The organism is Novosphingobium sp. ZW T3_23 (genome assembly GCF_044987305.1).
In the GTDB taxonomy this organism is placed as follows: domain Bacteria; phylum Pseudomonadota; class Alphaproteobacteria; order Sphingomonadales; family Sphingomonadaceae; genus Novosphingobium.
This window is the reverse complement of sequence record NZ_JBJDRF010000011.1, coordinates 70,254-94,199: the sequence shown is the minus strand read 5'-3', so window position 1 is coordinate 94,199 and position 23,946 is coordinate 70,254. Positions and strand designations below refer to the sequence as shown.

25 protein-coding genes and 1 pseudogene are annotated in these 23,946 nt (G+C 62.8%); 22 read left to right on the top strand and 4 right to left on the bottom strand.

Annotated elements, in window-relative coordinates; genetic code table 11:
- Positions 1-84 precede the first annotated feature (84 nt).
- Positions 85-846 carry a hypothetical protein gene (locus ACI3K3_RS08845; protein WP_404913220.1) on the top strand — a complete coding sequence of 254 codons (762 nt, stop codon included), beginning with the start codon at positions 85-87 and terminating at the stop codon, positions 844-846.
- Between the two features lie 42 nt (positions 847-888).
- Positions 889-1,170: pseudogene (locus tag ACI3K3_RS08840) on the top strand (AHH domain-containing protein); the annotation flags it as partial.
- Positions 1,171-1,379: 209 nt separating this feature from the next.
- On the opposite strand, the gene ACI3K3_RS08835 reads toward ACI3K3_RS08840, so the two are convergent.
- The gene (locus ACI3K3_RS08835) at positions 1,380-2,330 is read right to left on the bottom strand and encodes an NAD(P)H-dependent flavin oxidoreductase (RefSeq protein ID WP_404913219.1); all 951 of its coding nucleotides are present in this window, start codon (positions 2,328-2,330) and stop codon (positions 1,380-1,382) included.
- A 191-nt stretch (positions 2,331-2,521) separates the two neighbouring features.
- On the opposite strand from ACI3K3_RS08835, the gene ACI3K3_RS08830 reads away from it, so the two are divergent.
- Positions 2,522-3,697: a MaoC family dehydratase N-terminal domain-containing protein gene (locus ACI3K3_RS08830; RefSeq protein ID WP_404913218.1), complete on the top strand. Its 1,176-nt coding sequence runs from the start codon at positions 2,522-2,524 to the stop codon at positions 3,695-3,697.
- Positions 3,698-3,699: 2 nt separating this feature from the next.
- Here ACI3K3_RS08830 and ACI3K3_RS08825 read toward each other — a convergent pair whose 3' ends face one another.
- Together ACI3K3_RS08825 and ACI3K3_RS08820 are read right to left on the bottom strand one after the other, a co-directional pair.
- Complete coding sequence (locus ACI3K3_RS08825) at positions 3,700-4,197, bottom strand: DUF805 domain-containing protein (protein WP_404913217.1); 498 nt, start codon at positions 4,195-4,197, stop codon at positions 3,700-3,702.
- Positions 4,198-4,205: 8 nt separating this feature from the next.
- The gene (locus ACI3K3_RS08820; protein ID WP_404913216.1) at positions 4,206-5,498 is read right to left on the bottom strand and encodes an ammonium transporter; all 1,293 of its coding nucleotides are present in this window, start codon (positions 5,496-5,498) and stop codon (positions 4,206-4,208) included.
- Between the two features lie 234 nt (positions 5,499-5,732).
- On the opposite strand from ACI3K3_RS08820, the gene ACI3K3_RS08815 reads away from it, so the two are divergent.
- Positions 5,733-6,200 (top strand): SH3 domain-containing protein, encoded by a 468-nt coding sequence (locus ACI3K3_RS08815; RefSeq protein WP_404913215.1) that lies wholly within the window; start codon positions 5,733-5,735, stop codon positions 6,198-6,200.
- A gap of 83 nt (positions 6,201-6,283) precedes the next feature.
- Here ACI3K3_RS08815 and ACI3K3_RS08810 read toward each other — a convergent pair whose 3' ends face one another.
- Complete coding sequence (locus ACI3K3_RS08810) at positions 6,284-7,477, bottom strand: acetyl-CoA C-acyltransferase (RefSeq protein ID WP_404913214.1); 1,194 nt, start codon at positions 7,475-7,477, stop codon at positions 6,284-6,286.
- A 438-nt stretch (positions 7,478-7,915) separates the two neighbouring features.
- On the opposite strand from ACI3K3_RS08810, the gene ACI3K3_RS08805 reads away from it, so the two are divergent.
- The 18 genes from ACI3K3_RS08805 to ACI3K3_RS08720 are packed head-to-tail and all read left to right on the top strand — an operon-like array spanning position 7,916 to position 23,942.
- Positions 7,916-8,290 carry an NADH-quinone oxidoreductase subunit A gene (locus ACI3K3_RS08805; RefSeq protein ID WP_313441246.1) on the top strand — a complete coding sequence of 125 codons (375 nt, stop codon included), beginning with the start codon at positions 7,916-7,918 and terminating at the stop codon, positions 8,288-8,290.
- 8 nt (positions 8,291-8,298) lie between these two features.
- Complete coding sequence (locus ACI3K3_RS08800) at positions 8,299-8,880, top strand: NuoB/complex I 20 kDa subunit family protein (RefSeq protein ID WP_404913213.1); 582 nt, start codon at positions 8,299-8,301, stop codon at positions 8,878-8,880.
- Between the two features lie 7 nt (positions 8,881-8,887).
- On the top strand, positions 8,888-9,637 hold the full coding sequence (locus tag ACI3K3_RS08795) for an NADH-quinone oxidoreductase subunit C (RefSeq protein ID WP_404913212.1): 750 nt from the start codon (positions 8,888-8,890) through the stop codon (positions 9,635-9,637).
- Entirely contained in the window at positions 9,634-10,845 is a 1,212-nt protein-coding gene (locus tag ACI3K3_RS08790) for an NADH-quinone oxidoreductase subunit D (protein ID WP_404913211.1), read from the top strand. Before ACI3K3_RS08795 ends, ACI3K3_RS08790 begins: the two co-directional genes overlap by 4 nt.
- On the top strand, positions 10,842-11,177 hold the full coding sequence (locus tag ACI3K3_RS08785; protein WP_404913210.1) for a nuclear transport factor 2 family protein: 336 nt from the start codon (positions 10,842-10,844) through the stop codon (positions 11,175-11,177). Before ACI3K3_RS08790 ends, ACI3K3_RS08785 begins: the two co-directional genes overlap by 4 nt.
- Positions 11,174-11,449 carry a hypothetical protein gene (locus tag ACI3K3_RS08780; RefSeq protein WP_404913209.1) on the top strand — a complete coding sequence of 92 codons (276 nt, stop codon included), beginning with the start codon at positions 11,174-11,176 and terminating at the stop codon, positions 11,447-11,449. Before ACI3K3_RS08785 ends, ACI3K3_RS08780 begins: the two co-directional genes overlap by 4 nt.
- Positions 11,450-11,460: 11 nt before the next feature.
- Entirely contained in the window at positions 11,461-11,661 is a 201-nt protein-coding gene (locus tag ACI3K3_RS08775; RefSeq protein WP_313441237.1) for a hypothetical protein, read from the top strand.
- Positions 11,654-12,322 carry a complex I 24 kDa subunit family protein gene (locus ACI3K3_RS08770; RefSeq protein WP_404913208.1) on the top strand — a complete coding sequence of 223 codons (669 nt, stop codon included), beginning with the start codon at positions 11,654-11,656 and terminating at the stop codon, positions 12,320-12,322. Before ACI3K3_RS08775 ends, ACI3K3_RS08770 begins: the two co-directional genes overlap by 8 nt.
- The gene (nuoF, locus tag ACI3K3_RS08765; protein ID WP_159830242.1) at positions 12,322-13,623 is read left to right on the top strand and encodes an NADH-quinone oxidoreductase subunit NuoF; all 1,302 of its coding nucleotides are present in this window, start codon (positions 12,322-12,324) and stop codon (positions 13,621-13,623) included. The genes ACI3K3_RS08770 and nuoF overlap by 1 nt, the downstream gene beginning before the upstream one ends.
- Positions 13,623-15,641, top strand: coding sequence for an NADH-quinone oxidoreductase subunit NuoG (gene nuoG, locus ACI3K3_RS08760; RefSeq protein ID WP_404913207.1), 2,019 nt, complete (start codon positions 13,623-13,625; stop codon positions 15,639-15,641). The genes nuoF and nuoG overlap by 1 nt, the downstream gene beginning before the upstream one ends.
- Entirely contained in the window at positions 15,638-16,684 is a 1,047-nt protein-coding gene (gene nuoH / locus ACI3K3_RS08755; RefSeq protein WP_313441229.1) for an NADH-quinone oxidoreductase subunit NuoH, read from the top strand. The genes nuoG and nuoH overlap by 4 nt, the downstream gene beginning before the upstream one ends.
- Positions 16,681-17,166 carry an NADH-quinone oxidoreductase subunit NuoI gene (nuoI, locus tag ACI3K3_RS08750; protein ID WP_132262574.1) on the top strand — a complete coding sequence of 162 codons (486 nt, stop codon included), beginning with the start codon at positions 16,681-16,683 and terminating at the stop codon, positions 17,164-17,166. The genes nuoH and nuoI overlap by 4 nt, the downstream gene beginning before the upstream one ends.
- Positions 17,167-17,178: 12 nt before the next feature.
- Positions 17,179-17,796, top strand: coding sequence for an NADH-quinone oxidoreductase subunit J (locus ACI3K3_RS08745; RefSeq protein WP_313441227.1), 618 nt, complete (start codon positions 17,179-17,181; stop codon positions 17,794-17,796).
- The gene (nuoK, locus tag ACI3K3_RS08740; protein ID WP_054437643.1) at positions 17,793-18,098 is read left to right on the top strand and encodes an NADH-quinone oxidoreductase subunit NuoK; all 306 of its coding nucleotides are present in this window, start codon (positions 17,793-17,795) and stop codon (positions 18,096-18,098) included. Before ACI3K3_RS08745 ends, nuoK begins: the two co-directional genes overlap by 4 nt.
- 4 nt (positions 18,099-18,102) lie before the next feature.
- On the top strand, positions 18,103-20,226 hold the full coding sequence (nuoL, locus tag ACI3K3_RS08735) for an NADH-quinone oxidoreductase subunit L (protein ID WP_404913206.1): 2,124 nt from the start codon (positions 18,103-18,105) through the stop codon (positions 20,224-20,226).
- Positions 20,227-20,230: 4 nt separating this feature from the next.
- Positions 20,231-21,766, top strand: a complete 1,536-nt coding sequence (locus tag ACI3K3_RS08730) for an NADH-quinone oxidoreductase subunit M (RefSeq protein ID WP_404913205.1) — start codon at positions 20,231-20,233, stop codon at positions 21,764-21,766.
- On the top strand, positions 21,766-23,229 hold the full coding sequence (nuoN, locus tag ACI3K3_RS08725; RefSeq protein ID WP_404913204.1) for an NADH-quinone oxidoreductase subunit NuoN: 1,464 nt from the start codon (positions 21,766-21,768) through the stop codon (positions 23,227-23,229). The genes ACI3K3_RS08730 and nuoN overlap by 1 nt, the downstream gene beginning before the upstream one ends.
- Positions 23,226-23,942 carry a biotin--[acetyl-CoA-carboxylase] ligase gene (locus tag ACI3K3_RS08720; RefSeq protein ID WP_404913203.1) on the top strand — a complete coding sequence of 239 codons (717 nt, stop codon included), beginning with the start codon at positions 23,226-23,228 and terminating at the stop codon, positions 23,940-23,942. The genes nuoN and ACI3K3_RS08720 overlap by 4 nt, the downstream gene beginning before the upstream one ends.
- Positions 23,943-23,946: the final 4 nt, after the last annotated feature.

Sequence of the window (23,946 nt, the reverse complement as noted above, 5' to 3'; positions counted from 1 at the left end):
GACGTCGCCGCGCAAGTGCTGCCTTATCGCGGGGAGACAACGATAGAGCCGCAATCCGTGGAACAGACCCTTTCATGCCCAGTCATGCCTGATCAAGAGGCGCCATCGGCCGTGCCAGGCAACGGCATATCGCTTTATTTCAGGCGAGGGTCTCGTCCTTCAACGGAAGCCATCAGCGCCTTGATGGAGGCGACGGCGAATGCTGACATCATGGCGCGGATCACGCATCGGCCGCCTCCGCAGGAGGGCTGGCTCGAACTCCTTGCCAGCGGTCTGACCTTCGATCTGACGGGGCTGGCGCCTGCCGAATCGGCCATTTCAGGTGACATCCTGCAATACCATGGCTTCGATGAGACGCCGCGTTGCGAAGAACTGGAAGCTGTCGAACTTTCTCCTGGCGGCCATATCGCCGGGGGTTCGGGGCTGCTTCCGGTAAACCGAACGATGGTGGGTCTGGCTACCAGCCTGTCCCTGAAACTTCCGGTCGCAGCCATTGGCTGGCGATCCGCGCAGACCTTGATGGAACCGCGCTATTTCGCGCAGATCATCGTGAATTGGCTTGCAGGCGGCGCCTTCCCGGCGCTGGGCCTTACGGCTTTGCTCCGCTCTGAAGATGGAAGTATCTCCACCAAAGGATTGTCGCGGTTCGTCGGTCGGGAAATGCAGCTAGAAGGCGCGGTGGAAGAAACACCGTCCGACACCTTGAAGCTGGCCATTCGCATGGTCGATTACCTCGTTCGCCAAGGTGTTTTTGCAGAGTCCCGGGTGATTGATTCACCTCGGGGAAAGCTGCTGCTGGAGCCGTCCCAAGGGGGCAAGCAGGTCTGGGTCTGGCGGCAACCCTGACCTCCTCTCTTTCCGCTGAGACAGTATCTTCCTTTTCGAGCCGTGAATCGTTCCGGCCAGCCGGATCACGATCGTGGATTGCAACGGCACCACCTGCTTCCGCTCCAAATCGGCCGCAGCGCCTGTTTCCAGCCGTTGATAGCGGCAGTCGGCGGACTGCATGGTTGTTTTGGCGACTTTCGTCGCAATGGACTTCTGCTTCCTTGCGACGAAGCCGCGGGGATCCGCATGGGCCTGCCTCTGCATCGGGGGCCGCATCGACAATATACCGCGATCGTATGCGAACGGGTCGGACAGATCGAAGCGCGATGGTCGTCGGACCGACAGGCTGACGCCTCTCGTGCAAGCGTCGAAGCGCGATGGCGAGTCGATCTGCTGCAGCGCGGCCTGCGCCGCCTTCTGTTGGGGGGATCGGCTTCAGCCCCCCGTCTCAATCGCAACGATCCACTCCGAAGCGAAGCCGACTTCGCGGAACTCGATGCAATGGCTGACGTCTTGTGGCGCGGAACCGAGTGCCTTTCCAGCCCGGCCGTTCACTCCATGCCGGTACGTGCCCACAATTCGTTCCGGGCGGCACGATATTGCTCTTCGAATACGGCGATGCGCGCTTCTACCGGTTCAATGGATTTGATCGCTCCGATCCCTTGTCCGGAGCCCCATATGTCCTTCCAGGCTTTGGCGGCGGTATTGCCGCCCGAGCCGAAGTCCATCTGGTTCTTGTCACCTTCCGGCAAGCGGTCGGGATCCAGTCCGGCCGCCGTGATCGAGGCTCGCAGATAGTTGCCGTGAACGCCGGTGAAGAGGCTGGAATAGACGATGTCCGCCGCCTCGCCGTCAACAATCGCCTGTTTGTAGTTCGAATCCGCGTTCGCTTCATTGGTGGCAATGAATGGAGTGCCGATATAAGCGAAATCCGCGCCCATGGCCTCCGCTGCCAGAATGGAGCGGCCGCAGGCGATAGCGCCCGAAAGTGCCAGGGGGCCGTCGAACCACGCGCGAATTTCCTGCATCAGCGCGAACGGCGATTGTGGTCCGGCATGTCCGCCAGCTCCGGCTGCCACCGCAATCAGCCCGTCAGCGCCCTTTTCAACCGCCTTGCGGGCGAACCGATCGCTGATCACGTCATGGAATACCGCCCCGCCCCAGGCATGCACGGCAGCGTTAACTTCTGGGATAGCGCCGAGGGACGTGATCACCAGCGGAACCTTGTGCTTTTCCAAGACGCTAAGGTCTTCCTCAAGCCGGTTATTGCTTTTGTGCACGATCAGATTGACCGCGAAAGGCGCCTTGCAACCCACTGTACCTGCTTCAATTTCATAGAGCCAATCGTCTAGCTGGCTGGCAGGGCGGGCGTTGAGTGCGGGGAAGCTGCCAACCACGCCAGACCGTACTTGCGCAATGACTAGTTCAGGCGTGGAGACGATGAACATCGGGGCTGCAATCACGGGAAGGCGCAAGGAAGCGAAGGGCGCTGGCAAGGTCATTTCCGGTCCGTTTAAGTGATCGATTAAACGGGCATAGATCGCCGCTGGTATCCTGTCGAGAGGGGCGACGTAACGCCGGAGCGTTGCCGGGCCTTGTGCGTCGCAATGCGCGTGACCAGGACTGAAGGCTGTAATAGACAGCGGTGTCGATCATCAGAACGGCCCATGAGCCGTCGCCGGGAGAGAACCTCATGTCCGATCACGCCGTCGCCGAATTCGATTGCTCCGATATCGATCAGTATCTGGGCAAGGTCATCGACTCGTCACCGATTCGCGAACCCTTGGGGAACAACGATATCCGTCGCTGGGCCCAGGCGATGCACTACCCGAACCTTCTGCATTTCGATCCCGCCTATGCCGGCCAGAGCCGCTTCGGTCGGTTGGTTGCGCCGCAAAGCTTTCCGATCGTCATGGATGACGGTCATGGTACGGCACCTTCTTGTGTAGGCTGCATCCCCAATTCGCATCTGCTCTTCGGCGGAGACGAGTTCTGGCACTACGGACCGCGCATCTTCGGCGGAGATGTGGTGACCAACGAACGCATTCCGTTCGACTACACCGTCAAGAATACCGGTTTCGGACCTACCTGTTTCCAGAGGGGGGACAACTATTACCGCAATCAGGACGGCGAATTGATCGCAAAGCAGCGCTCCACGGCGATCCGCTATCTCGCGCATGCAGGCGGCGACACCGTCAACACGGCGGAGTTCGAGGAGCCGGAATGGACGGATAGCGAGCTGGAGCAACTGGAAGCCCGCAAGTTCGCCTGGATCCAGATGCTACACGACCTGGGCCACAAGGAGCGTTGGTGGGATGACGTCAAGGTAGGCGATCAGTTACCCGAACGCGTGTTCGGGCCGCATACGATCGCCAGCTTCACGACCGAATGGCGAGCTTTTCTGTTCACGACATGGGGCACGCTCGATCGTCGCGAACTCGATCTGGCGGCGCTGGGCTTCACGCCGGAAATGGCGGGCCACGAGAACGATCCGCACATGGAACGCATCAATCCGGAATTGACCGACGGCGCCTATTTCGGGCCCTCGCGCGGACATCTCTTCCCCAAGTATGCGCGCAAGATCGGCATGCCGCGCGCTTATGGCTATGGCGCTTCGATGGGGGCCTGGGTCACGGACTACCTGGGAGGCTGGGCCGGTGAATGGGGCATGGTCGTCCATTCCACCGCAAACTATCGCGGACCGGCGCTCTCGGGAGACGTGACCATCCAGACCGCCGAAGTGGTCGATACGATGGTGGATGAGGAAGGACGTCACCTCGTGCAGGTGAAGCACAAGATGATGAACCAGAAAGGCACGCTGATGTGCGCAGGCGTGGCGGAGATCGCTTTGCCGAAGAAGCCGGGCTGACCTTAGCGGGGCGCGGGACGATCGTGTCCTCGCCCCGCTGACGAGGCAACGAAGCGATTGGCACCGGAGGAGCCCGGCCAGGCAAGAAGCGCCAGATAGGCCAAGCCGAAGGTCGGGAATATGGCCCAGTCTATCCAGCGGAGCACGTCTTCGGCCACCTCTCGGGCGCTCCACCCGAAACCCCGTTGCAGGATTTCGAGAAGCAGGAGGCGAAGCGCCCCCGGAGCCAGTGCCAGGCTCCACCATCCGCTGCGATTAAAGTCATGGAACCGGCGCGCTGCAAGTGCGGGCGCCGGAATGGCGCAGGTGACCACGATACCCAGCGACAGACAGTCAGCAAGGGCCCCTGTTGTCAGCGCGGAAACCATGCCTGACAGCAGCGTGGCGCAAAGAGTGGCGGCCAGAAGGTACGTCCAGGCCTCGCCACGGTCAGCGCGTCCCCGGGGCTGGAAGGAGAAGCTGAGCGTGTTTCGAAGGCTGTCGATAGGGTGCGCCGTCATCAAGAGGATCAATCGTCGGAGGGATGATGAAGGGTGCTGTCGAGGCCCGCTCGTTCCGCGTCTTCCGACACGCGCATCGGAAACACCAGCGATGCCATCAACGCAATGATTGTCGTCACCATGGCGGACCAGCCAACGACCACCGCGACCCCCATGCCTTGAGCAAAGGCCTGACTTTGCAATGACATGTCATCGTAATATCCCACGCCTCCGAAGTCTCTCGACAGGAACACGGCGAGCATGAGCGATCCCACTGCGCCGCAGATTCCAGGAACCGCGAAGACGTCCGAAACGTCGTCGATTAGACGGTATCTGCGGACAAAGTGGCGCGCCTGATATCCGGCCAAGGCTCCGATAATTCCAAAAAGGATTGCCGCGCCGGGCGATACGTACCCGGCAGCCGGCGCGATCGTGGCGATACCTGCAAGGATACCCCTAGCCAATCCGCCCAATGTGATCCGGCCTGAGGCAAGTCGCTCGATACCGGCCCACGTTACGGCAGCAGCGGCTATGGCAACGTGAGCGGAAATCATGGCCGCCGCGGCATCATCGTTGGCGGCTACAGCCCAGCCTCCACAAAGCCCAAGCGCGCCGAGCCATACCAGTCCATCACCCGAAAGCGTCGCGGCAGGGCTGGACGGTTCGCTATCCGGGTAGGGGAGTGCCAACCTTGGGCCCATCATCGACACCACGACGAGAGCGGAAACGCCCGCGCTGGTGAATAGCGGCAATCCGCCGGCCCAGTCGAGAAGCCCGAGATTGCGTGACATCCAGCCGCCACCCCAGGCCCAATGCGCGATCGGCGCCTGGACGACGAGCGTCCACAGCGCGCAGAAGGTCACGACCCAGCCAAATCGAGCGCGCCCCGCCCAGGCGCCGACCATCAGGACAAGTGGGATTGCGGCGACGCCGATCTGGAAAAGCGCGAATGCGCTCTCCGGCGTGTTGGTTCCGCCCCGCACGCTGCCCAGTCCCATCAGCATCCATGCATTGCCTGCGCCGATCCACCCTCCCGAGATGTCACCGAATGCGAGGGTATAGCCCACTACGGTCCAAAGCAGTGTCGCGACGGCGGCGACCGTGGCGGATTGCGCGAGGATGGAAAGCCGGACGTTCGACCGAGCGCATCCCGCATGGAACAGGGCGAGGCCGGGGAGGGTAAGCAAGACGAGAGCGGAGGCGGCAAGCATCCAGGCGGTGTCGCCGCTATCGGCCAGACTGAGTCGGCCGTCTTGCGCCATGACGTGGCACGGCGCAGTCGCCAGCGCGCCGAACATGGACAACAGTCCCCATCGCTTCATCGATACCCCCTGAAACGGCCGCAACATCCCGTCTGCTGCAACCTCTAGGGCAGTCGAGCGGCACGACACAAGCGGTTGCCCCTAAGCGATTATCCTTAGTAAATTTCGGATAGGCAATGGAATGCGCAGATGGGGCGTCCGGCTTCCACAATCGTGAAGCAGGAAATCTTGAAGGATTGGGCTGCTAGAGGATATGAAATGACGATGTTTTCTCGAAAAGCCCGACAGTCCCTGATGGCCGCTTGCGCAGCGGCGCTCTGCACCCTTGCCGGAGGCGTCCAGGCGGCGGACGATGACAAGGTTCCCTACTGGGCATCGGTGGACACCGATCTGGCCAATTTGCGCGTCGGGCCGGGCGAGTCCTATAGGATCGACTGGGTCTATCGCCGCCTCCACCTGCCGGTGAAAGTGCTCAGACGGGAAGGGCCGTGGCGACTCGTGGAAGATCCGGATGGAGCGAAGGGGTGGATGCGCGACCTGTTGCTGTCCCGCCAGCGATCGGCGCTGGTGAGAGGGCCGGGGGGTAAGGCTCTGACGGAAATGCACGCCGCTGCCAGTTCGGCCTCGCCCATGCTTTGGCGCATCCAGCCCGGAGTGGTCGGCATTCTGGGAGACTGCAAGGATGGCTGGTGTCCCTTCGATGTTCAGGGGCACAAGGGCTTCGTCGAGCAGAGCATGCTATGGGGCGCAGGGGCTCCGTGAAGTCCCTGCCTCAAGCTCTCGATACATAAAGAAAAACCCCCGCCGGAAAGCGGGGGTTTCGTTCTTTCAGAAGGTACGAGAGATCAGGGCAGTTCGACTGCAATGGCGGTTGCTTCACCGCCGCCGATGCAGAGCGAAGCCACGCCCTTTTTCAGGCCCTTTTCCTTCAGCGCGTTGATAAGGGTCACGATGATGCGCGTGCCCGAAGCGCCGATGGGGTGGCCGAGCGCGGTCGCGCCGCCATGGATGTTGACCTTGTCGTGCGGGATGCCGAGGTCGTGCATGGCGAACATGGCCACGCAGGCAAAGGCTTCGTTCACCTCGAAGAGATCGACGTCGGCAAGCTGCCAGCCCACCTTGTCCATCAGCTTCGTGATCGCTCCGACGGGCGCGGTGGTGAACTTGGCGGGTTCCTGCGCGTGGGCAGCGACGCCGACGACGGTGGCAACGGGCGCAAGGCCCTTCTGGGCCGCGACGCTGGCGCGCGTCATGACGACGGCAGCGGCACCGTCGGAGATCGAGCTGGAGCTGGCAGCGGTGATCGTGCCGTCCTTGGCGAAGGCCGCGCGCAGGGTGCGGATCTTGTCCGGATTGCCCTTCGGCGGCTGCTCGTCGCTGTCGATGACGACCTCGCCCTTGCGGGTTTTGACGGTCACCGGGACGACTTCCTCCTTGAAGGCGCCGTTCTTGATCGCTTCCTGGGCGCGACGAAGCGATTCAATCGAGTAGTCGTCCTGATTTTCGCGCGTCAGCTGATATTCGTCGGCCGTCACCTGGGCGAAGGAGCCCATCGAGCCGCCCTCGTAAGCGTCTTCAAGGCCATCGAGGAACATGTGGTCGTAGAGAGTATCGTGACCGGCACGAGCGCCCGAACGGTGCTTCTTCGACAGGTAGGGCGCATTGGTCATGGATTCCATGCCGCCGGCGATCAGCAAGTCGAGAGAGCCAGAGGCAAGCGCTTCCGCGCCCATGATGACCGTCTGCATGCCCGAGCCGCAGACCTTGTTCACGGTCGTGGCCTGGACCGACTTCGGCAGGCCGGCCTTGAGTGCGGCCTGGCGAGCAGGAGCCTGCCCCAGGCCGGCGGGAAGCACGCAGCCCATATAGATGCGTTCGATGTCTTCACCCGAAACGCCGGCGCGCTCGACGGCGGCCTTGACGGCGGTGGCCCCGAGGTCGGTGGCGGAAACTTCGGCAAGGGCGCCTTGCAGGCCGCCCATGGGGGTGCGGGCGTAGGAAAGAATGACGATCGGGTCGGAAGCCGAGATCTGGGCCATTATTATGATGCCTTTCACGCGTTGAAAATCAGGTATCCTGGCAGACGAGGTAGTGCTGCACTGCACCAAATGCAATTGCAGACTCCTTCATGCCGGAGCGGATCATGCATCATCCCCGTGGCGGTTCGAGGGGGCGATCTGCGTCGATTTTCGCAACCCCGATGGCGAATCTTGCATCGGTGCCCAAATGGTCGATCTTCTCGTTGAAATCGGCTGACCTTCGGTGTTTTGCGGGTTTCGGCTTGGTGTCACGCTGTAACGAAGCGTGTCGTCGATCCAGCTAGTTGCGAATGGCTCGCAACACCGCAGAGTTCCGCCATTTATTCCCTTCGGACACCTTGCGGAGGGGGAGGGGCTGGCCTAAGAGCGCCCGCAACGACCGGGCCCTGTCTTCACGGCATGAGTCCGGCTGCCGTATCCGGTATGAGGCCAGAACCATTGACTGATCTGTCACAATACCTGCCGATCCTGATCTTCCTCGCGGTGGCGCTTGCGCTGTCGTCGGTGATCGTGCTGCTGCCGATGGGCGTTTCCCGCCTCACCGGCACGCATAATCCAAGCGCCGACAAGAACAGCGAGTACGAGTGCGGCTTCCCCGCGTTCGAAGATCCGCGCAGCCAGTTCGACGTCCGCTTCTATCTCGTGGCGATCCTTTTTATCGTCTTCGACCTTGAAGCCGCGTTCCTGTTCCCCTGGGCCGTATCGCTCAAGCTGACCGGCTGGGCCGGCTGGCTGACGATGATGGTGTTCCTCGGCGAACTGGCCATCGGCCTCGCTTATGCATGGAAGAAGGGGGCTCTGGACTGGGAATGAGCACGGCCATGAACTCTACACTCGTGAACTCCGCCGGCCAGCCCCTGGCTGCCGCCGCTCACCCTGGAACGGCCCACGGCGCGATCACCGCGCCGGATCAGGCGTTCTTCAAGGATCTCAATCAGGAAGTGTCCGACAAGGGCTTCCTCGTCACCTCGACGGAAGAGCTGTTCCAGTGGGCCCGCACGGGTTCGCTGTGGTGGATGACCTTCGGCCTCGCCTGCTGCGCGGTCGAGATGATCCACGTCAACATGCCGCGTTACGACATGGAGCGCTTCGGTGCCGCGCCTCGCGCTTCGCCGCGTCAGTCGGACGTTATGATCGTCGCCGGTACGCTGTGCAACAAGATGGCTCCGGCGCTCCGCAAGGTCTACGACCAGATGTCGGATCCGAAGTACGTGATCTCGATGGGGTCGTGCGCCAACGGCGGCGGCTACTATCACTACAGCTACAGCGTCGTGCGCGGCTGCGATCGCATCGTTCCGGTCGACATCTACGTGCCGGGCTGCCCTCCGACCGCCGAAGCGCTGCTCTATGGCGTGATGCAGTTGCAGCGCAAGATCCGCCGCGCCGGCACGCTCGAGAGGTAAGGGCACGATGACCGTTCTGCATTCCGCCCCCAGGTTCGCGTCGAACGACGGCGTGATCGAAGCTCTCTCGGCTGCCTTGGGCGACATGGTGGTCGCGACCAAGGAAGAGCACAGCGAAGTCGTGCTCACCGTCGCGCGCGACCAGATCGAAAACGCCCTGCGCCTGCTGCGTGACAATCACGAATACCAGCAGCTCATGGAAATGGCCGGTGTCGACTATCCGTCGCGGGCCGAGCGTTTCGACGTCGTCTACATGCTGCTGTCGGTGACGAAGAACCATCGCATCATGGTGAAGGTCTCGGCCGCCGAGAACACGCCGGTGCCGACCGTGACCACGCTGTGGCCGAACGCGGGCTGGCTCGAGCGCGAAGTGTTCGACATGTACGGCGTGATCTTCGCCGGCAACCGCGATCTTCGCCGCATCCTGACCGACTACGGTTTCGAAGGCCATCCGTTCCGCAAGGACTTCCCGCTCACCGGCTATGTCGAGCTGCGCTATTCCGAAGAGGACAAGCGCGTCGTCTACGAGCCGGTCCAGCTCGCGCAGGACCTGCGCCAGTTCGACTTCATGAGCCCCTGGGAAGGCGCCGAATACATCCTTCCGGGTGACGAGAAGGTTGCACAGCAGCCGGCTCCGCCGCCGGTCGCCGAGCCCAAGACCACCGAAAGCAAGGCCGATACCGGCGCCGGTGACAAGGCAAACGACAAGGCGAGCGAAAAGACGACTGGACCGTCCGAGAAGGGAGACAAGGCATGAGCATGCTGCTCGAGCAGTCGCCCACCACGGGCGATGAAGTCATCACCAACTACACCATCAACTTCGGTCCGCAGCACCCTGCGGCCCACGGCGTTCTGCGCATGGTCATGGAACTCGATGGCGAGATCATCGAGCGCATCGATCCGCATGTCGGCCTGCTGCATCGCGGCACCGAAAAGCTGATCGAGCACAAGACCTACCTTCAGGCGCTGCCCTATTTCGACCGTCTGGACTATTGCTCGCCGCTGGGCATGGAGCATTCCTACGTCCTGGCGATCGAGAAGCTGCTCAACCTCGAAGTGCCGATCCGCGGCCAGTACCTGCGCGTGCTGTTTGCCGAGCTGACCCGCATCTGCAACCACATGATGAACATGGGGTCGCACATCATGGATATCGGCGCGATGACGCCGAACCTGTGGCTGTTCGAAGTCCGCGAGGATTGCCTCAACTTCTTCGAGCGCGCTTCGGGCGCCCGCATGCACTCGGCATGGTTCCGCCCCGGCGGCGTCCATCAGGACGTGCCGCTCAAGCTGCTGGCGGACATCGCCGACTGGCTCGACACGCGCCTGCCGGAACTGTTCGAGGATGCCCTCAGCCTGGTTGCGGACAACCGCATCTTCAAGCAGCGCAACGTCGACATCGCCACGGTGTCGAAGGACGATGCGCTGGCCTGGGGCTTCTCCGGCCCGATGCTGCGCGGCTCGGGCATCGCCTGGGATATTCGCAAGGCGCAGCCTTACGACGTCTATGATCGCATGGACTTCGAGGTTCCCGTCGGCACCAGCGGCGATTGCTACGATCGCTTCATGTGCCGTGCCGAGGAAGTGCGCCAGTCGGCCCGCATCATGAAGCAGTGCCTGGCAGAGATGCCAGAAGGCCCGGTGGCTTCCACCGACCGCAAGGTCTCGCCTCCGAAGCGCGGCGAGATGAAGCAGTCGATGGAATCGCTGATCCATCACTTCAAGCTCTACACCGAAGGCTTCCACGTCCCGGCGGGCGAAGTCTACGTCGCGACGGAAAGCCCCAAGGGCGAGTTCGGCGTCTATCTGGTGTCGGACGGCTCCAACAAGCCTTACCGCTGCAAGATCCGCCCGACGGCTTTCAGCCATCTGCAGGCGATGGACTTCATGGCCAAGGGCCACATGCTGCCTGATGCCACCGCGATCCTGGGTGCCATGGATATCGTGTTCGGGGAGTGCGACCGTTGAGCAAGCTCGCAATCGCCGAGGCCATGATCGCCGCCTACAATGCGCAGGATGTCGACCTCTACGTGTCTTACATGACCGACGAGGCGAGCGAGGCGAATTATCGCGGCGCCGTCGTTCGCGAGGGCAAGGAAGGCACGCGTTCCGGGCTCAAAACGGCATTCGTCCGCTGGCCCGAGAACAAGGCCGAGATCGTCTCGCGAGAGGAAACCGACAACTACGTCGTCCTTCGCGAGCACGTCACGCGCGGCCCGGCTACCGATGGTTCCGAGCTGGTCGCGCCTTTCGACGTTCTGGCTGTCTACAGCTTCGAGGGCGACAAGTGTCTTACATGACCGACGAGGCGAGCGAGGCGAATTATCGCGGCGCCGTCGTTCGCGAGGGCAAGGAAGGCACGCGTTCCGGGCTCAAAACGGCATTCGTCCGCTGGCCCGAGAACAAGGCCGAGATCGTCTCGCGAGAGGAAACCGACAACTACGTCGTCCTTCGCGAGCACGTCACGCGCGGCCCGGCTACCGATGGTTCCGAGCTGGTCGCGCCTTTCGACGTTCTGGCTGTCTACAGCTTCGAGGGCGACAAGTGCTCTCGCGTCGAGTTCATCCGGTGAGGGGGCGTCCGATGAAGTTCAACACGCTCGAACTGACCCGCATCTGGGCCGCCGTCACCGGCGTGGCCCTGGCGGTTTGGTACTTCGCCGCCGTCTATCTCGATCTCCAGCCCACGGCCTTGCTGCCGATGCTGGTGACCGCGATCGGCGGTTTCGAATTGTTTCTTTTCGGCCAGGACCAGTGGCTGAAGCGCAGGGGTAAGCATGGCTGACCGCTATATCGAACCCGACTCGCCCGAACTTCGGGCCCGTTGGGGCAATTTCGCCTGGACCGCCGAGAACGCCGAAAAGGCGAAGGACGTGGTGTCCCGCTATCCCGCAGGGCGCCAGCGCTCGGCCGTGATGCCGCTGCTCGATCTGGCCCAGCGCCAGGTCGGTGCCGAGCTGAACACGCAGGGCTGGCTGCCGATCCCGGTGATGGAATATATCGCCACCTATCTCGACATGCCGGTTATCCGCGTGGTCGAGGTCGCCTCGTTCTACACGATGTACAACATCGCGCCGATCGGCCGGTTCCATGTGCAGGTCTGCGGCACGACGCCCTGCATGCTGCGCGGCTCGGACGACCTGCTGGAAACCTGCAAGTCGCGCGGGATGAAGAAGGGCCATATCTCGGAAGACGGCTTGTGGTCGTTCACCGAGGTCGAGTGCATGGGCAACTGCGCCTCGGCACCGATGGTCCAGATCAACGACGACAACTACGAAGACCTCACGTCTGACCGCCTGAACGCGGTGCTCGACGCGCTGGCCCGTGGTGAAACGCCCAAGGCCGGCACCCAGGATCCCGCCCGTCACACCGTGGAACCGGTGGGCGAGCCTACCAACCTGGCGGCCATGATCACCGAAAACCATGACTATCGGAGTGAGTGGTAATGGCTCTCCTCGATAAGGATCGCATCTTCACCAACCTCTACGGCTATCAGCCGTGGAACCTGAAGGAAGCGCAGGCGCGCGGCGCCTGGGACAACACCAAGGCGCTGATCGAGCGCGGCCGTGACGCCATCATCGACGAGATGAAGGCCTCGGGCCTGCGTGGTCGCGGCGGTGCGGGCTTCCCCACCGGCATGAAGTGGTCCTTCATGCCCAAGCAGCCGCCGCTCGACCAAGCCGGCAACCCGAAGCCCAGCTTCCTCGTGATCAACGCGGACGAATCCGAACCGGGTTCGTGCAAGGATCGCGAGATCATGCGCCACGATCCGCACCTGCTGTTCGAAGGCGCGCTCGTCGCGGGCTTCGCCATGGGTGCGCGCGCGGCCTACATCTACATTCGCGGCGAATATATCCGCGAGGCGGAGACGCTGTTCGCGGCCCGTGAAGAGGCCTACGCGGCCGGCCTTCTCGGCAAGAACGCCTGCGGTTCGGGCTACGATTTCGACGTCTTCGTCCACCGCGGCGCCGGCGCCTACATCTGCGGCGAAGAAACCGCGATGATCGAAAGCCTCGAAGGCAAGAAGGGCCAGCCCCGCCTGAAGCCGCCGTTCCCGGCGGGCGCAGGCCTCTACGGCTGCCCGACCACGGTCAACAACGTCGAGTCGATCGCCGTCGCGCCGACGATCCTGCGCCGCGGCGCCGCGTGGTTCTCCAGCTTCGGCCGCGAGAACAACAAGGGCACCAAGCTCTTCCAGATCAGCGGGCACGTGAACCGTCCCTGCGTGGTCGAGGAAGAGATGTCGATCCCGTTCAGCGAGCTGATCGAGCGTCACTGCGGCGGCATTCGCGGCGGCAAGGACAACCTGCTGGCGGTGATCCCCGGCGGTTCGTCGGTTCCCCTGGTTCCGGCGGCCGACATCTGGGACGCGCCGATGGACTTCGACGGCCTCAAGGCAGTCGGCTCGGGCCTCGGTACCGCCGCTGTCATCGTCATGGACAAGTCCACCGACATCGTCCGCGCCATCAGCCGCATCTCGTACTTCTACAAGCACGAATCCTGCGGCCAGTGCACCCCTTGCCGCGAAGGCACGGGCTGGATGTGGCGCGTGATGGAGCGCCTGCGCACCGGCGACGCGGAAGTCGAGGAAATCGACATGCTGCAACAGGTGACCAAGCAGGTCGAAGGCCACACCATCTGCGCTCTGGGCGACGCTGCGGCGTGGCCGATCCAGGGCCTGATCAAGCACTTCCGTCCGGAGCTTGAGCGCCGGATCGCAGATAACGTCCGCGAGGCTGCCGAGTAATGCCCAAGGTCAAAGTCGACGGCGTCGAGATCGACGTCCCCAACGGCGCAACCGTGCTGCAGGCCTGCGAGCTTGCCGGCAAGGAAATCCCGCGCTTCTGCTATCACGAACGCCTGAGCATCGCCGGCAACTGCCGCATGTGCCTGGTCGAAGTGAAGCCCGGACCGCCGAAGCCCCAGGCTTCCTGTGCGCTTCCGGCCACTGAAGGCCAGGAGATCCGCACGGATTCCGAAATGGTCAAGAAGGCGCGGGAAGGGGTGATGGAGTTCCTCCTCATCAACCACCCGCTCGACTGCCCGATCTGCGATCAGGGCGGCGAGTGCGACCTTCAGGACCAGTCGGTTGCCTATGGTCGCGGCGCTTCGCGCTATGACGAAAACAAGCGCGCGGTCACTGAAAAGTACATGGGCCCGCTCATCAAGACCCAGATGACGCGCTGCATCCACTGCACCCGCTGCGTGCGTTTCTCGGAAGAGATCGCCGGCGTGGACGAGATCGGCGCGCTCTATCGCGGCGAGAACATGCAGATCACGACCTATCTCGAACATGCTGCGAAGCACGAGATGTCGGCCAACGTGATCGACTTGTGCCCGGTCGGTGCGCTTACCTCGCGTCCCTACGCGTTCGAGGCCCGTCCCTGGGAACTCAAGAAGACGCTGGGCATCGACGTGTCGGACGCCACCGGCGCCAACATCCGCATCGATGCGCGCGGCCGCGAAGTGCTGCGCGTGCTTCCTCGTAACAACGATGACGTCAACGAGGAATGGATCAGCGACAAGGCGCGCTACATGGTCGACGGGCTTACCAAGCGCCGTCTCGACAAGCCCTTCCTGCGCCGTGACGGCAAGCTCGTCGCGGCCAGCTGGAACGAGGCCTTCGCCGCCATCGCCACGCTGAACCCGGGCAATTCGATCGCTGTCGTCGCTGGCGACATGGTCGATTGCGAAACGATGTTCGCTGCCAAGAAGCTGGCGGGCGTGCTCGGTTCGACGCTCATCGAAGGTCGCCAGACCGGGATGGACTATGCGACGGACAGCCTCGCGGCGGTCAACTTCAACACGACCTTCTCGGGTATCGAGACCGCCGATGCGATCCTGATCGCCGGCAGCAACGTGCGTTGGGAAGCACCGCTTCTCAACGTCCGCCTGCGCAAGGCGGTGAAGCGCGGCGCCAAGGTGTTCCTCGTCGGTCCCGAGTGGGAAACCACGTTCGGCGGCGAATTCCTGGGCGAAGATCTCTCGGTTCTCGGCAATCTGCCGCAGAACGCCCTTGATGCGCTGTCGAACGCCAAGCGTCCGGCCGTCATCCTCGGCGGTGCGGCCCTCGGCCGTGGCGGTCTGGAAGCGGGTCTTGCGCTCGCTGCGCAGTTCAACCTCGTTCGCGGTCTCGAAGACGGCACCAAGTGGAATGGCTTCAACGTCCTCCACATGGCGGCGGCCCGGATGGGCGGCCTGATGCTCGGCTACGCGCAGAAGGGCGGCATCGCCGACCTCGTCGCGGCCAAGCCCAAGGTTCTCATCGCGCTCGGCGCCGACGAAGTGGACTACACCCAGTTCGCCGGTTCGATGATCGTCTACATCGGCCACCACGGCGACAAGGGCGCCCACGCGGCCGACGTGATCCTGCCGGCTTCGGCCTATACCGAGAAGGCGGGCACCTACGTCAACACCGAGGGTCGCGTGCAGTGGGCGGACAAGGCCGTTTTCGCACCGGGCGATGCCCGTGAAGACTGGACGATCCTGCGCGCGCTCGCGGATGCCTTCGGCGTGACTGTCGGTTTCGACACCTTCGATCAGCTGCGAAACGCAATGATCGCGGAAGTTCCTGCACTTGGCAGCGAAGGTCTTGCCGATTACGGGAGCGTTCTGCCGAACGGTGGCGGTTCCGCTTCCGGCCAGATCGCCTATCCGATCAAGGACTTCTACATGACCAACCCGATCGCCCGTGCGAGCGCCGTCATGCAGCGCTGCTCGGCCGAACTTCTTCACGGTGAAGACCTGGCGGAGGCCGCGGAATGACCGCTTTCTTCCAGACACTCGGGATGAGCTACGAGTGGGCATGGTTCGTGTCCACGATCTGCGGCATCCTGCTCATCGCGCTGCCGCTGATGCTTGCCGTGGCGATGATCATCTATGTCGACCGCAAGATCTGGGCTGCCATGGCGCTTCGCCGCGGTCCCAACGTGGTCGGCCCGTTCGGCCTGCTTCAGTCCTTCGCGGATGGCCTGAAGGTCTTCCTTCAGGAAACCATCATTCCCTCGGCGGCGAACAAGGGCCTGTTCCTGATCGCGCCGATCGTGACCTTCACGCTGGCGCTGCTGTCCTGGGCGGTCATCCCGTTCAACTCGGGCGCGATCCTGGCCGACATCAACATCGGGCTGCTCTACATCCTCGCGATCAGCTCGCTGGGTGTCTACGGTACGATCATGGCGGGCTGGGCTTCGAACTCGAAGTACCCGTTCTTCTCGGCGATGCGCGCCTCGGCGCAGATGATCTCCTATGAAGTCTCTATCGGCTTCATCCTGATCTGCGTCGTTCTCTGGGCGGGCACGTTCAACATGAACGACATCGTCTGGGCGCAGAAGGGCCACGTCTTCGGCATCATCAACGGTTTCGTCGCGAACCCGCTGCTGTTCCCGATGTGGGTGATGTTCCTGATTTCGAGCCTCGCCGAAACGCAGCGCGCTCCCTTCGACCTTGCCGAAGCGGAATCGGAACTCGTCGCCGGTTACCAGACCGAATATTCGTCGATGGCCTTCGCTGCCTACTGGCTGGGCGAGTATGCCAACGTGCTCCTGATGTGCGCGCTTAACGCGACGCTGTTCTGGGGTGGCTGGCTGCCGCCGCTCGATATTCCCGTTCTCTATCTCGTGCCGGGCTTCGTTTGGTTCCTGCTCAAGATCCTCTTCTTCTTCTTCGTGTTCAGCTGGGTGAAGGCCACCGTTCCGCGGTATCGCTATGACCAGCTGATGCGCCTGGGCTGGAAGGTCTTCCTGCCCGTATCGCTGCTGTTCGTCGTAATCGTCAGCGGCTACCTCATGGCTACCGGACACTTCCAATGACCGTCGGACAACTCATAAAGAGCTTCACGCTCTGGGAGTTCGTGAAGGCGCACTGGCTGACCTTGAAGTATTTCTTCAAGCCCAAGGCGACGATCAACTACCCCTTCGAGAAGAACCCGCTTTCGCCGCGCTTCCGTGGTGAGCATGCCCTTCGCCGTTATCCCAACGGCGAGGAGCGCTGCATCGCCTGCAAGTTGTGCGAGGCGATCTGCCCGGCGCAGGCGATCACGATCGAAGCCGCACCGCGTGTCGACGGTTCGCGCCGCACCACGCGCTACGACATCGACATGACGAAGTGTATCTACTGCGGCTTCTGCCAGGAAGCCTGCCCGGTGGACGCCATCGTCGAGGGGCCGAACTTCGAATATGCGACCGAAACGCGCGAAGAACTGCTCTATGACAAAGCCAAGCTGCTGGCGAACGGGGACAAGTGGGAGCGGGCTATCGCCGCGAACCTTGAAGCCGATGCACCGTACCGATAGGGGGCCGCGGACATGATCCAGACTTTCGCCTTCTACCTCTTCGCGGTGCTGACGATCGCTTCGGCGGCGGCCACCATCCTTTCCCGCAACCCGGTGCATTCGGTGCTGTTCCTGATCCTGGCGTTCTTCAACGCCGCCGGGCTCATGATGCTCACCGGCGCCGAGTTCATCGCCATGCTGCTGATCATCGTCTACGTAGGCGCGGTCGCGGTGCTGTTCCTCTTCGTCGTCATGATGCTCGACATCGATTTCGCCGAACTGCGCGCAGGCTTCATCAAGAACTTCCCGCTCGGTATGCTGGTAGCTGTCGTTCTGCTCGCCGAGATGGTGCTCGGCATCGGTGCCTACAAGGCCGGCGCCCTGAACCTCGGCACGCCCGACGGTACGGCGGCTACCCCGGCCGGAGCTTCGAACATCGAGGCTATCGGCGGCCTGATGTACAGCCGCTACCTGTTCCTGTTCGAAGCGGCCGGCCTGATCCTGCTCGTCGCGATGGTTGGCGCCATCGTTCTGACCCATCGCCAGCGTGGTGACACGCGCGGCCAGAAGGTCAGCAAGCAGGTCGCGCGCCGTCCCGAAGAGGCGACCGTCAACGTCAAGCCCGAAGTGGGCAAGGGGGTTTCGCTGTGATCGGCGTCGAACATTACGTGGTCGTGAGCTCGATCCTCTTCGTGCTCGGCGTCCTCGGCATTTTCCTGAACCGCAAGAACGTCATCGTTCTGCTCATGGCGATCGAACTGATCCTGCTTGCGGTCAACATCAACCTCGTCGCGTTCAGCGCGTTCCTGCACGACCTCACGGGCCAGATCTTTGCGATGTTCGTGCTGACGGTCGCTGCCGGCGAGGCCGCAGTGGGGCTCGCAATCCTCGTGATCTATTTCCGCGGACGCGGCAGCATCGCTGTCGACGACGTCAACCGGATGAAGGGATAAGGCCTTGCACCCGATCCTATTCATCGTCTTCCTGCCATTACTGGCAGCGATTATCGCCGGGCTGGGCAACAAGCAGCTGGGCAACGTTCCCGCAAAGGTCCTGACGACCGGCGCGCTGTTCGTTGCCTGTGCGCTGAGCTGGCCGATCTTCATCGGTTTCCTCACCGGAAACGCCGAAGCCAGCGTCGTGCCGGTCCTCAAGTGGGTCCAGTCGGGCGCCATGACGTGGGACTGGTCGCTGCGGGTGGATTCGCTCACGGCGGTCATGCTCGTGGTGGTCACTTCGGTTTCCGCGCTCGTTCACCTCTATTCCTGGGGCTACATGAGCGAGGAGCCGGATCAGCCGCGCTTCTTCGCGTACCTGTCGCTGTTCACTTTCGCCATGCTCATGCTGGTGACCGCGGACAACCTGGTACAGATGTTCTTCGGTTGGGAAGGCGTGGGCCTGGCCTCGTACCTGCTGATCGGCTTCTGGTTCCGCAAGCCTTCGGCCGGTGCCGCCGCGATCAAGGCCTTCGTGGTCAACCGCGTCGGTGACCTTGGCTTCATGCTCGGCATCTTCGGCTGCTTCCTGGTGTTCGGCACCGTCTCGATCCCCGAGATCCTGGCCGACGCGCCCAGCATGGCCAATTCGACGATCGGCTTCCTCGGCCACCGCTTCGACACTATGACTGTAATCTGCATCCTCCTGTTCATCGGTGCGATGGGCAAGTCGGCGCAGCTCGGCCTGCACACTTGGCTTCCGGACGCGATGGAAGGCCCTACCCCGGTTTCGGCGCTGATCCACGCGGCCACGATGGTCACCGCAGGCGTCTTCATGGTCTGCCGCCTGTCGCCGCTGTTCGAAACCAGCGAGACGGCGATGCACTTCATCGCCTTCATCGGCGCCTGCACCTGCTTCTTCGCCGCCACCGTCGGCTGCACGCAGTGGGACATCAAGCGCGTCATCGCCTATTCGACCTGCTCGCAGCTCGGCTACATGTTCTTCGCCACCGGCGTCGGCGCCTATGGCGCGGCCATGTTCCACCTGTTCACGCACGCGTTCTTCAAGGCGCTGCTGTTCCTCGGTGCCGGCTCGGTCATCCATGCGATGCACCACGAACAGGACATGCGCTTCTACGGCGCGCTGCGTAAGCACATCCCGATCACGTTCTGGACGATGACGGCGGGTACGCTGGCCATCACCGGCGTCGGTATCGCGGGCTTTGTGGGCTTTGCGGGCTTCTACTCGAAGGACGCGATCCTCGAAGCAGCCTTCGGTTCGGGCACGGCAGTGGGCGGTTTCGCCTTCTGGATGGGCATCGCCGCCGCGCTGATGACCAGCTTCTACTCCTGGCGTCTGGTCTTCCTGACCTTCTTCGGCAAGCCGCGCTGGATCCAGTCGGAGCATATCCAGCACGCCGTTCACGATGCGGACGGTCACGATGCGCACAGTCATGGTCACGATGATCACGGTCATGACGATCATGCCCATGCTCACGACGATCATGCCGACGATGCGCATGCCCATGCCGCACCTGAACTCGGTTCGCGCGGCCCGGACTACACGCAGCACGGCGACGGCACGGGCGGATACCATCCGCACGAAAGCCCGCTGGTCATGCTGCTGCCGCTGCTGATCCTTGCTGTCGGCGCCGTCGCTGCGGGCTTCGTCTTCAACCACGCCTTCGTCTCGGAAGGGACCGGCGAATTCTGGAAGGGCGCCCTGGTGTTCCACGAACACCTGATCCACGCGATGCACGGCGTTCCGACCTGGGTGAAGTGGGCTCCGTTCACGGTGATGTCGCTGGGCCTGCTGATCGCATGGTACGGCTACATCAAGAACCTCTCGTTCCCCAAGGCAGTCGCCGAGCAACTCGGACCGGTCTACACCTTCGTGTTCCGCAAGTGGATGTTCGACGAACTCTACCACAACATCTTCGTCCGCCCGGCCTTCTGGCTCGGCAAGGTGTTCTGGAAGGTCCTGGATATCGGCGTGATCGACAAGTTCGGTCCCGACGGTGCCGCCTGGGTCGTCGCCAGGGGTTCGACTTACGCGCAGAAGGTCCAGTCGGGCTATCTGTACAGCTACGCTCTTGTCATGCTGCTGGGCCTTGTCGGCGCCATCAGCTGGGTGATCGCGGGATAAGATGATGAGTGGTTTTCCGATCCTCAGTCTGATGTTGCTGGTGCCGCTCGCGGCGGCACTGGCATGTCTCTACCTTGATGCCAAATCGGCACGCATGGTGGCGCTTCTTGCCACCCTTGCGAACCTTGCCCTTGGCATCGTCCTCTGGCTCAACTTCGATGTCGGCGGTGCGCAGTGGCAGTTCCAGGAACGGTACGAGCTGTTCTCGGGCTTCTCCTACGCCCTCGGTATCGACGGCATCGCACTGCTCCTGATCGAGCTTTCCGTCTTCCTCATGCCGATCTGCATCGGTGCGAGCTGGAACTCGATCGAGAAGCGCGTGGGCGAATACATGGCTGCCTTCCTGCTCGTTGAAACGCTGATGATCGGCGTCTTTACGGCCCAGGATATCTTCCTGTTCTACATGTTCTTCGAAGCCGGCCTCATCCCGATGTACCTGATCATCGGCATCTGGGGCGGCGCGGATCGCATCTACGCCTCGTACAAGTTCTTCCTCTACACGCTGCTCGGCTCGGTGCTTATGCTCGTGGCGATGCTGTGGATGGTCCACACCGCCGGCACGACCTTCGTCCCGACGCTCATGAACTATGACTTCGACCCGCAGGTCCAGACCTGGCTGTGGCTCGCCTTCTTCGCCAGCTTCGCGGTGAAGATGCCGATGTGGCCGGTCCACACCTGGCTTCCGGCAGCGCACGTTCAGGCGCCGACCGCAGGCTCGGTGATCCTGGCGGGCGTGCTGCTGAAGATGGGTGGCTACGGCTTCATCCGCTTCTCGCTGCCGATGTTCCCCGAAGCCTCAGCCTACTTCGCGCCGCTGGTCTGGGGCCTGTCGATGGCCGCCGTCGTCATCACCTCGCTTATCGCGCTGGTGCAGGACGACATGAAGAAGCTGATCGCCTATTCGTCGGTCGCCCACATGGCTGTCGTGACCATCGGTCTCTTCGCCTTCAACGTGCAGGGCCTCGAAGGCTCGATGCTGGTCATGCTAAGCCACGGCCTGGTTTCGGGCGCGCTGTTCCTCTGCGTCGGCATCATCTACGACCGCCTGCACACCCGTGAGATCAGCCGTTACGGCGGTCTTGCCATCAACATGCCGCGTTACGCGCTGTTCTTCCTGCTCTTCACGATGGCCTCGATCGGCCTTCCGGGCACCAGCGGTTTCGTCGGCGAATTCCTGAGCCTCGGCGGTATCTACCAGGTTTCGAGCTGGGCGGCGCTGATCTGCACCACCGGCATCATCCTGGGCGCTGCCTACATGCTCTACCTCTATCGCCGTGTCGTCTTTGGCGACCAGAAGAATGCCGATGCCGCCGCCATGGCCGACCTCGACCTGCGTGAATACCTGATGGTGATCCCGCTCGGCCTCGCGGTGCTGTGGATGGGCGTCTATCCCGAGAGCTTCATTGCTCCGATGCGCGCGGACATCGCCGCGCTCGACGCCCGGCTCGCTCGCGCAAAGCCGGAAGGAGACGCCAAGTTGGCCATGGGCAAGGAAAAGCCTGCACATGAAGAAGCAGCCGCGCATGAGGGGGCACACTGATGGACTGGTCACAGTCACTGCGCCTTATCGCGCCGGAAGAAACGCTTAGCGTCGCAAGCCTGGTCTTGCTCCTTGTCGCCGCCTGGGGCGGTGACAAGGCGGCGAAGTTGATCTCCGTTCTCGCCGTGGCAGCGCTCGTCGCCGCCGGCATCCTGGTCGCTCCCGCGCTTTGCGGCGGCGCGATGGGTGCCGAAACTTCGGCCTTCTTCGGCCAGTACCGTGCCGACGCATTCGCGTCCTATGCCAAGATTCTGATCTATCTCTCGGCGGCGGTGTCGCTGGTGGTGGCTCCGGCCTACTTCGACCGCTTCAGGGCGATGCGGGCCGAGTACCCGGTCCTCGTGCTGCTGGCTTCGATCGGCATGGGCATGATGGTTTCGGCCACCGACTTGCTGACGCTCTACATCGGCCTCGAGATGAACTCGCTCGCGGCTTATGTCCTGGCGGCGTTCCTGCGTACCGATGGGCGTTCGGCCGAAGCGGGCCTCAAGTACTTCGTACTGGGCGCGCTGGCTTCGGGCATCCTGCTCTTCGGCATGAGCCTGACCTATGGCTTCGCAGGCACGACCTCGTTTGCGGGTATCAGTGCCTCAATGGCACAGGGCCTCTCGAACGGCGCTCTGTTCGGCATCGTCTTCGTCTTCGCCGGTCTTGCCTTCAAGATCAGCGCAGTTCCGTTCCACATGTGGACCCCCGACGTCTACGAGGGCGCACCCACCCCGGTGACCACGCTCTTCGCGACGGCTCCGAAGGTTGCCGCCATGGCCCTGACCATGCGCGTCGCCATCGAGGCCTTCGGCGACCAGGCCGCTGCCTGGCAGCAGATCGTGGTCTTCGCCGCGCTCGCCTCGATCGTCGTCGGTGCTCTCGGTGCCATCGGCCAGACCAACATCAAGCGCCTGATGGCCTATTCGTCGATCAACAACGTCGGCTTCATGCTCGTCGGTCTCGCGGTGGCAACGCCGCAGGGCGTCTCGGCCATGCTGTTCTACCTCGCGATCTACGTAGCGATGTCAGCAGGCGGTTTCGCGGTGATCCTGATGATGAAGGACGCTGACGGAAACCCGGTCGAGGATCTCGCCAAGATGGCCGGTCTGTCGCGCACGCGTCCGGGCCTCGCCCTGGCACTCGCCATGGTCATGTTCAGCCTTGCCGGTATCCCGCCGATGTTCGGCTTCTGGGGCAAGTTCCTGGTCTTCAAGGCAGCCGTGGACGGCGGCATGATCGCTCTGGCAGCCATCGGTTTCGCTGCTTCGGTGATCGGCGCTTTCTACTACCTGAAGGTCGTCAAGGTCGTCTATTTCGACGAACCGGCTGACGTGGTGAAGGGTGAAAGCGACGTCTGGCACAAGTTGATCCTGGTGCTGTCGTGCGTGTTCATCTCGCCGCTCGGCTTCCTGCTTACCAAGTGGCTTGGCCACCTGACCGAGACGGCTGCGGCCGCACTCTACTCCGGCCTTTGATAGAGGTCGTCGAAGAGACCGCTTCGACCAACGCGGACCTTTCCCGGCGCCTCGGCGCCGGGGAGGGCCTCGCGGAAGGGTTCTGGCTGCGCGCCGTAAGGCAGAGCGCCGGACGCGGTCGCCGCGGTCGCCAATGGTCCTCGCCGGAAGGCAATCTCTACGCCAGCACTGTCGTTGCGCTGAGGGCGGACGATCCTTCGGTCCATACGCTGGCATTCGTTGCGGCACTGGCCGTCTACGACCTGATGCAGTCGCAATTGCCGTCCGGGGCTGACTGCCAGCTGAAGTGGCCGAACGATGTTCTGGTCGGCGGCGCCAAGATTTGCGGCATCCTGCTGGAACGCGCGGGCGATCATGTCATCATCGGCATCGGCGTGAACGTTGTGAGCGCGCCCGATCTTCCCGACCGCGCAACCACCTCACTCCTTGCGGCAAACCCCGATAACGATAACGACGCACAGGCCGTTCTTGAAAGGCTCGCGAGCTGTCTCACGCACCGCCTTGTCCAGTGGCGCCAGGAAGGGCTTGCCGCGACGCTGGCCGCATGGACGCGCCATGCGCACCCTCAGGGAACGCCGCTGCTGGTCACCTTGGACGAGGAAGGGCTGGTGCCTGGCACCTTCGCCGGGCTTGACCCGGACGGAGCATTGCGCTTGCGTCTGGCCGACGGGTCCCTACGTGTCGTCCACGCCGGTGACGTTTCGCTCGCCTGAAGGA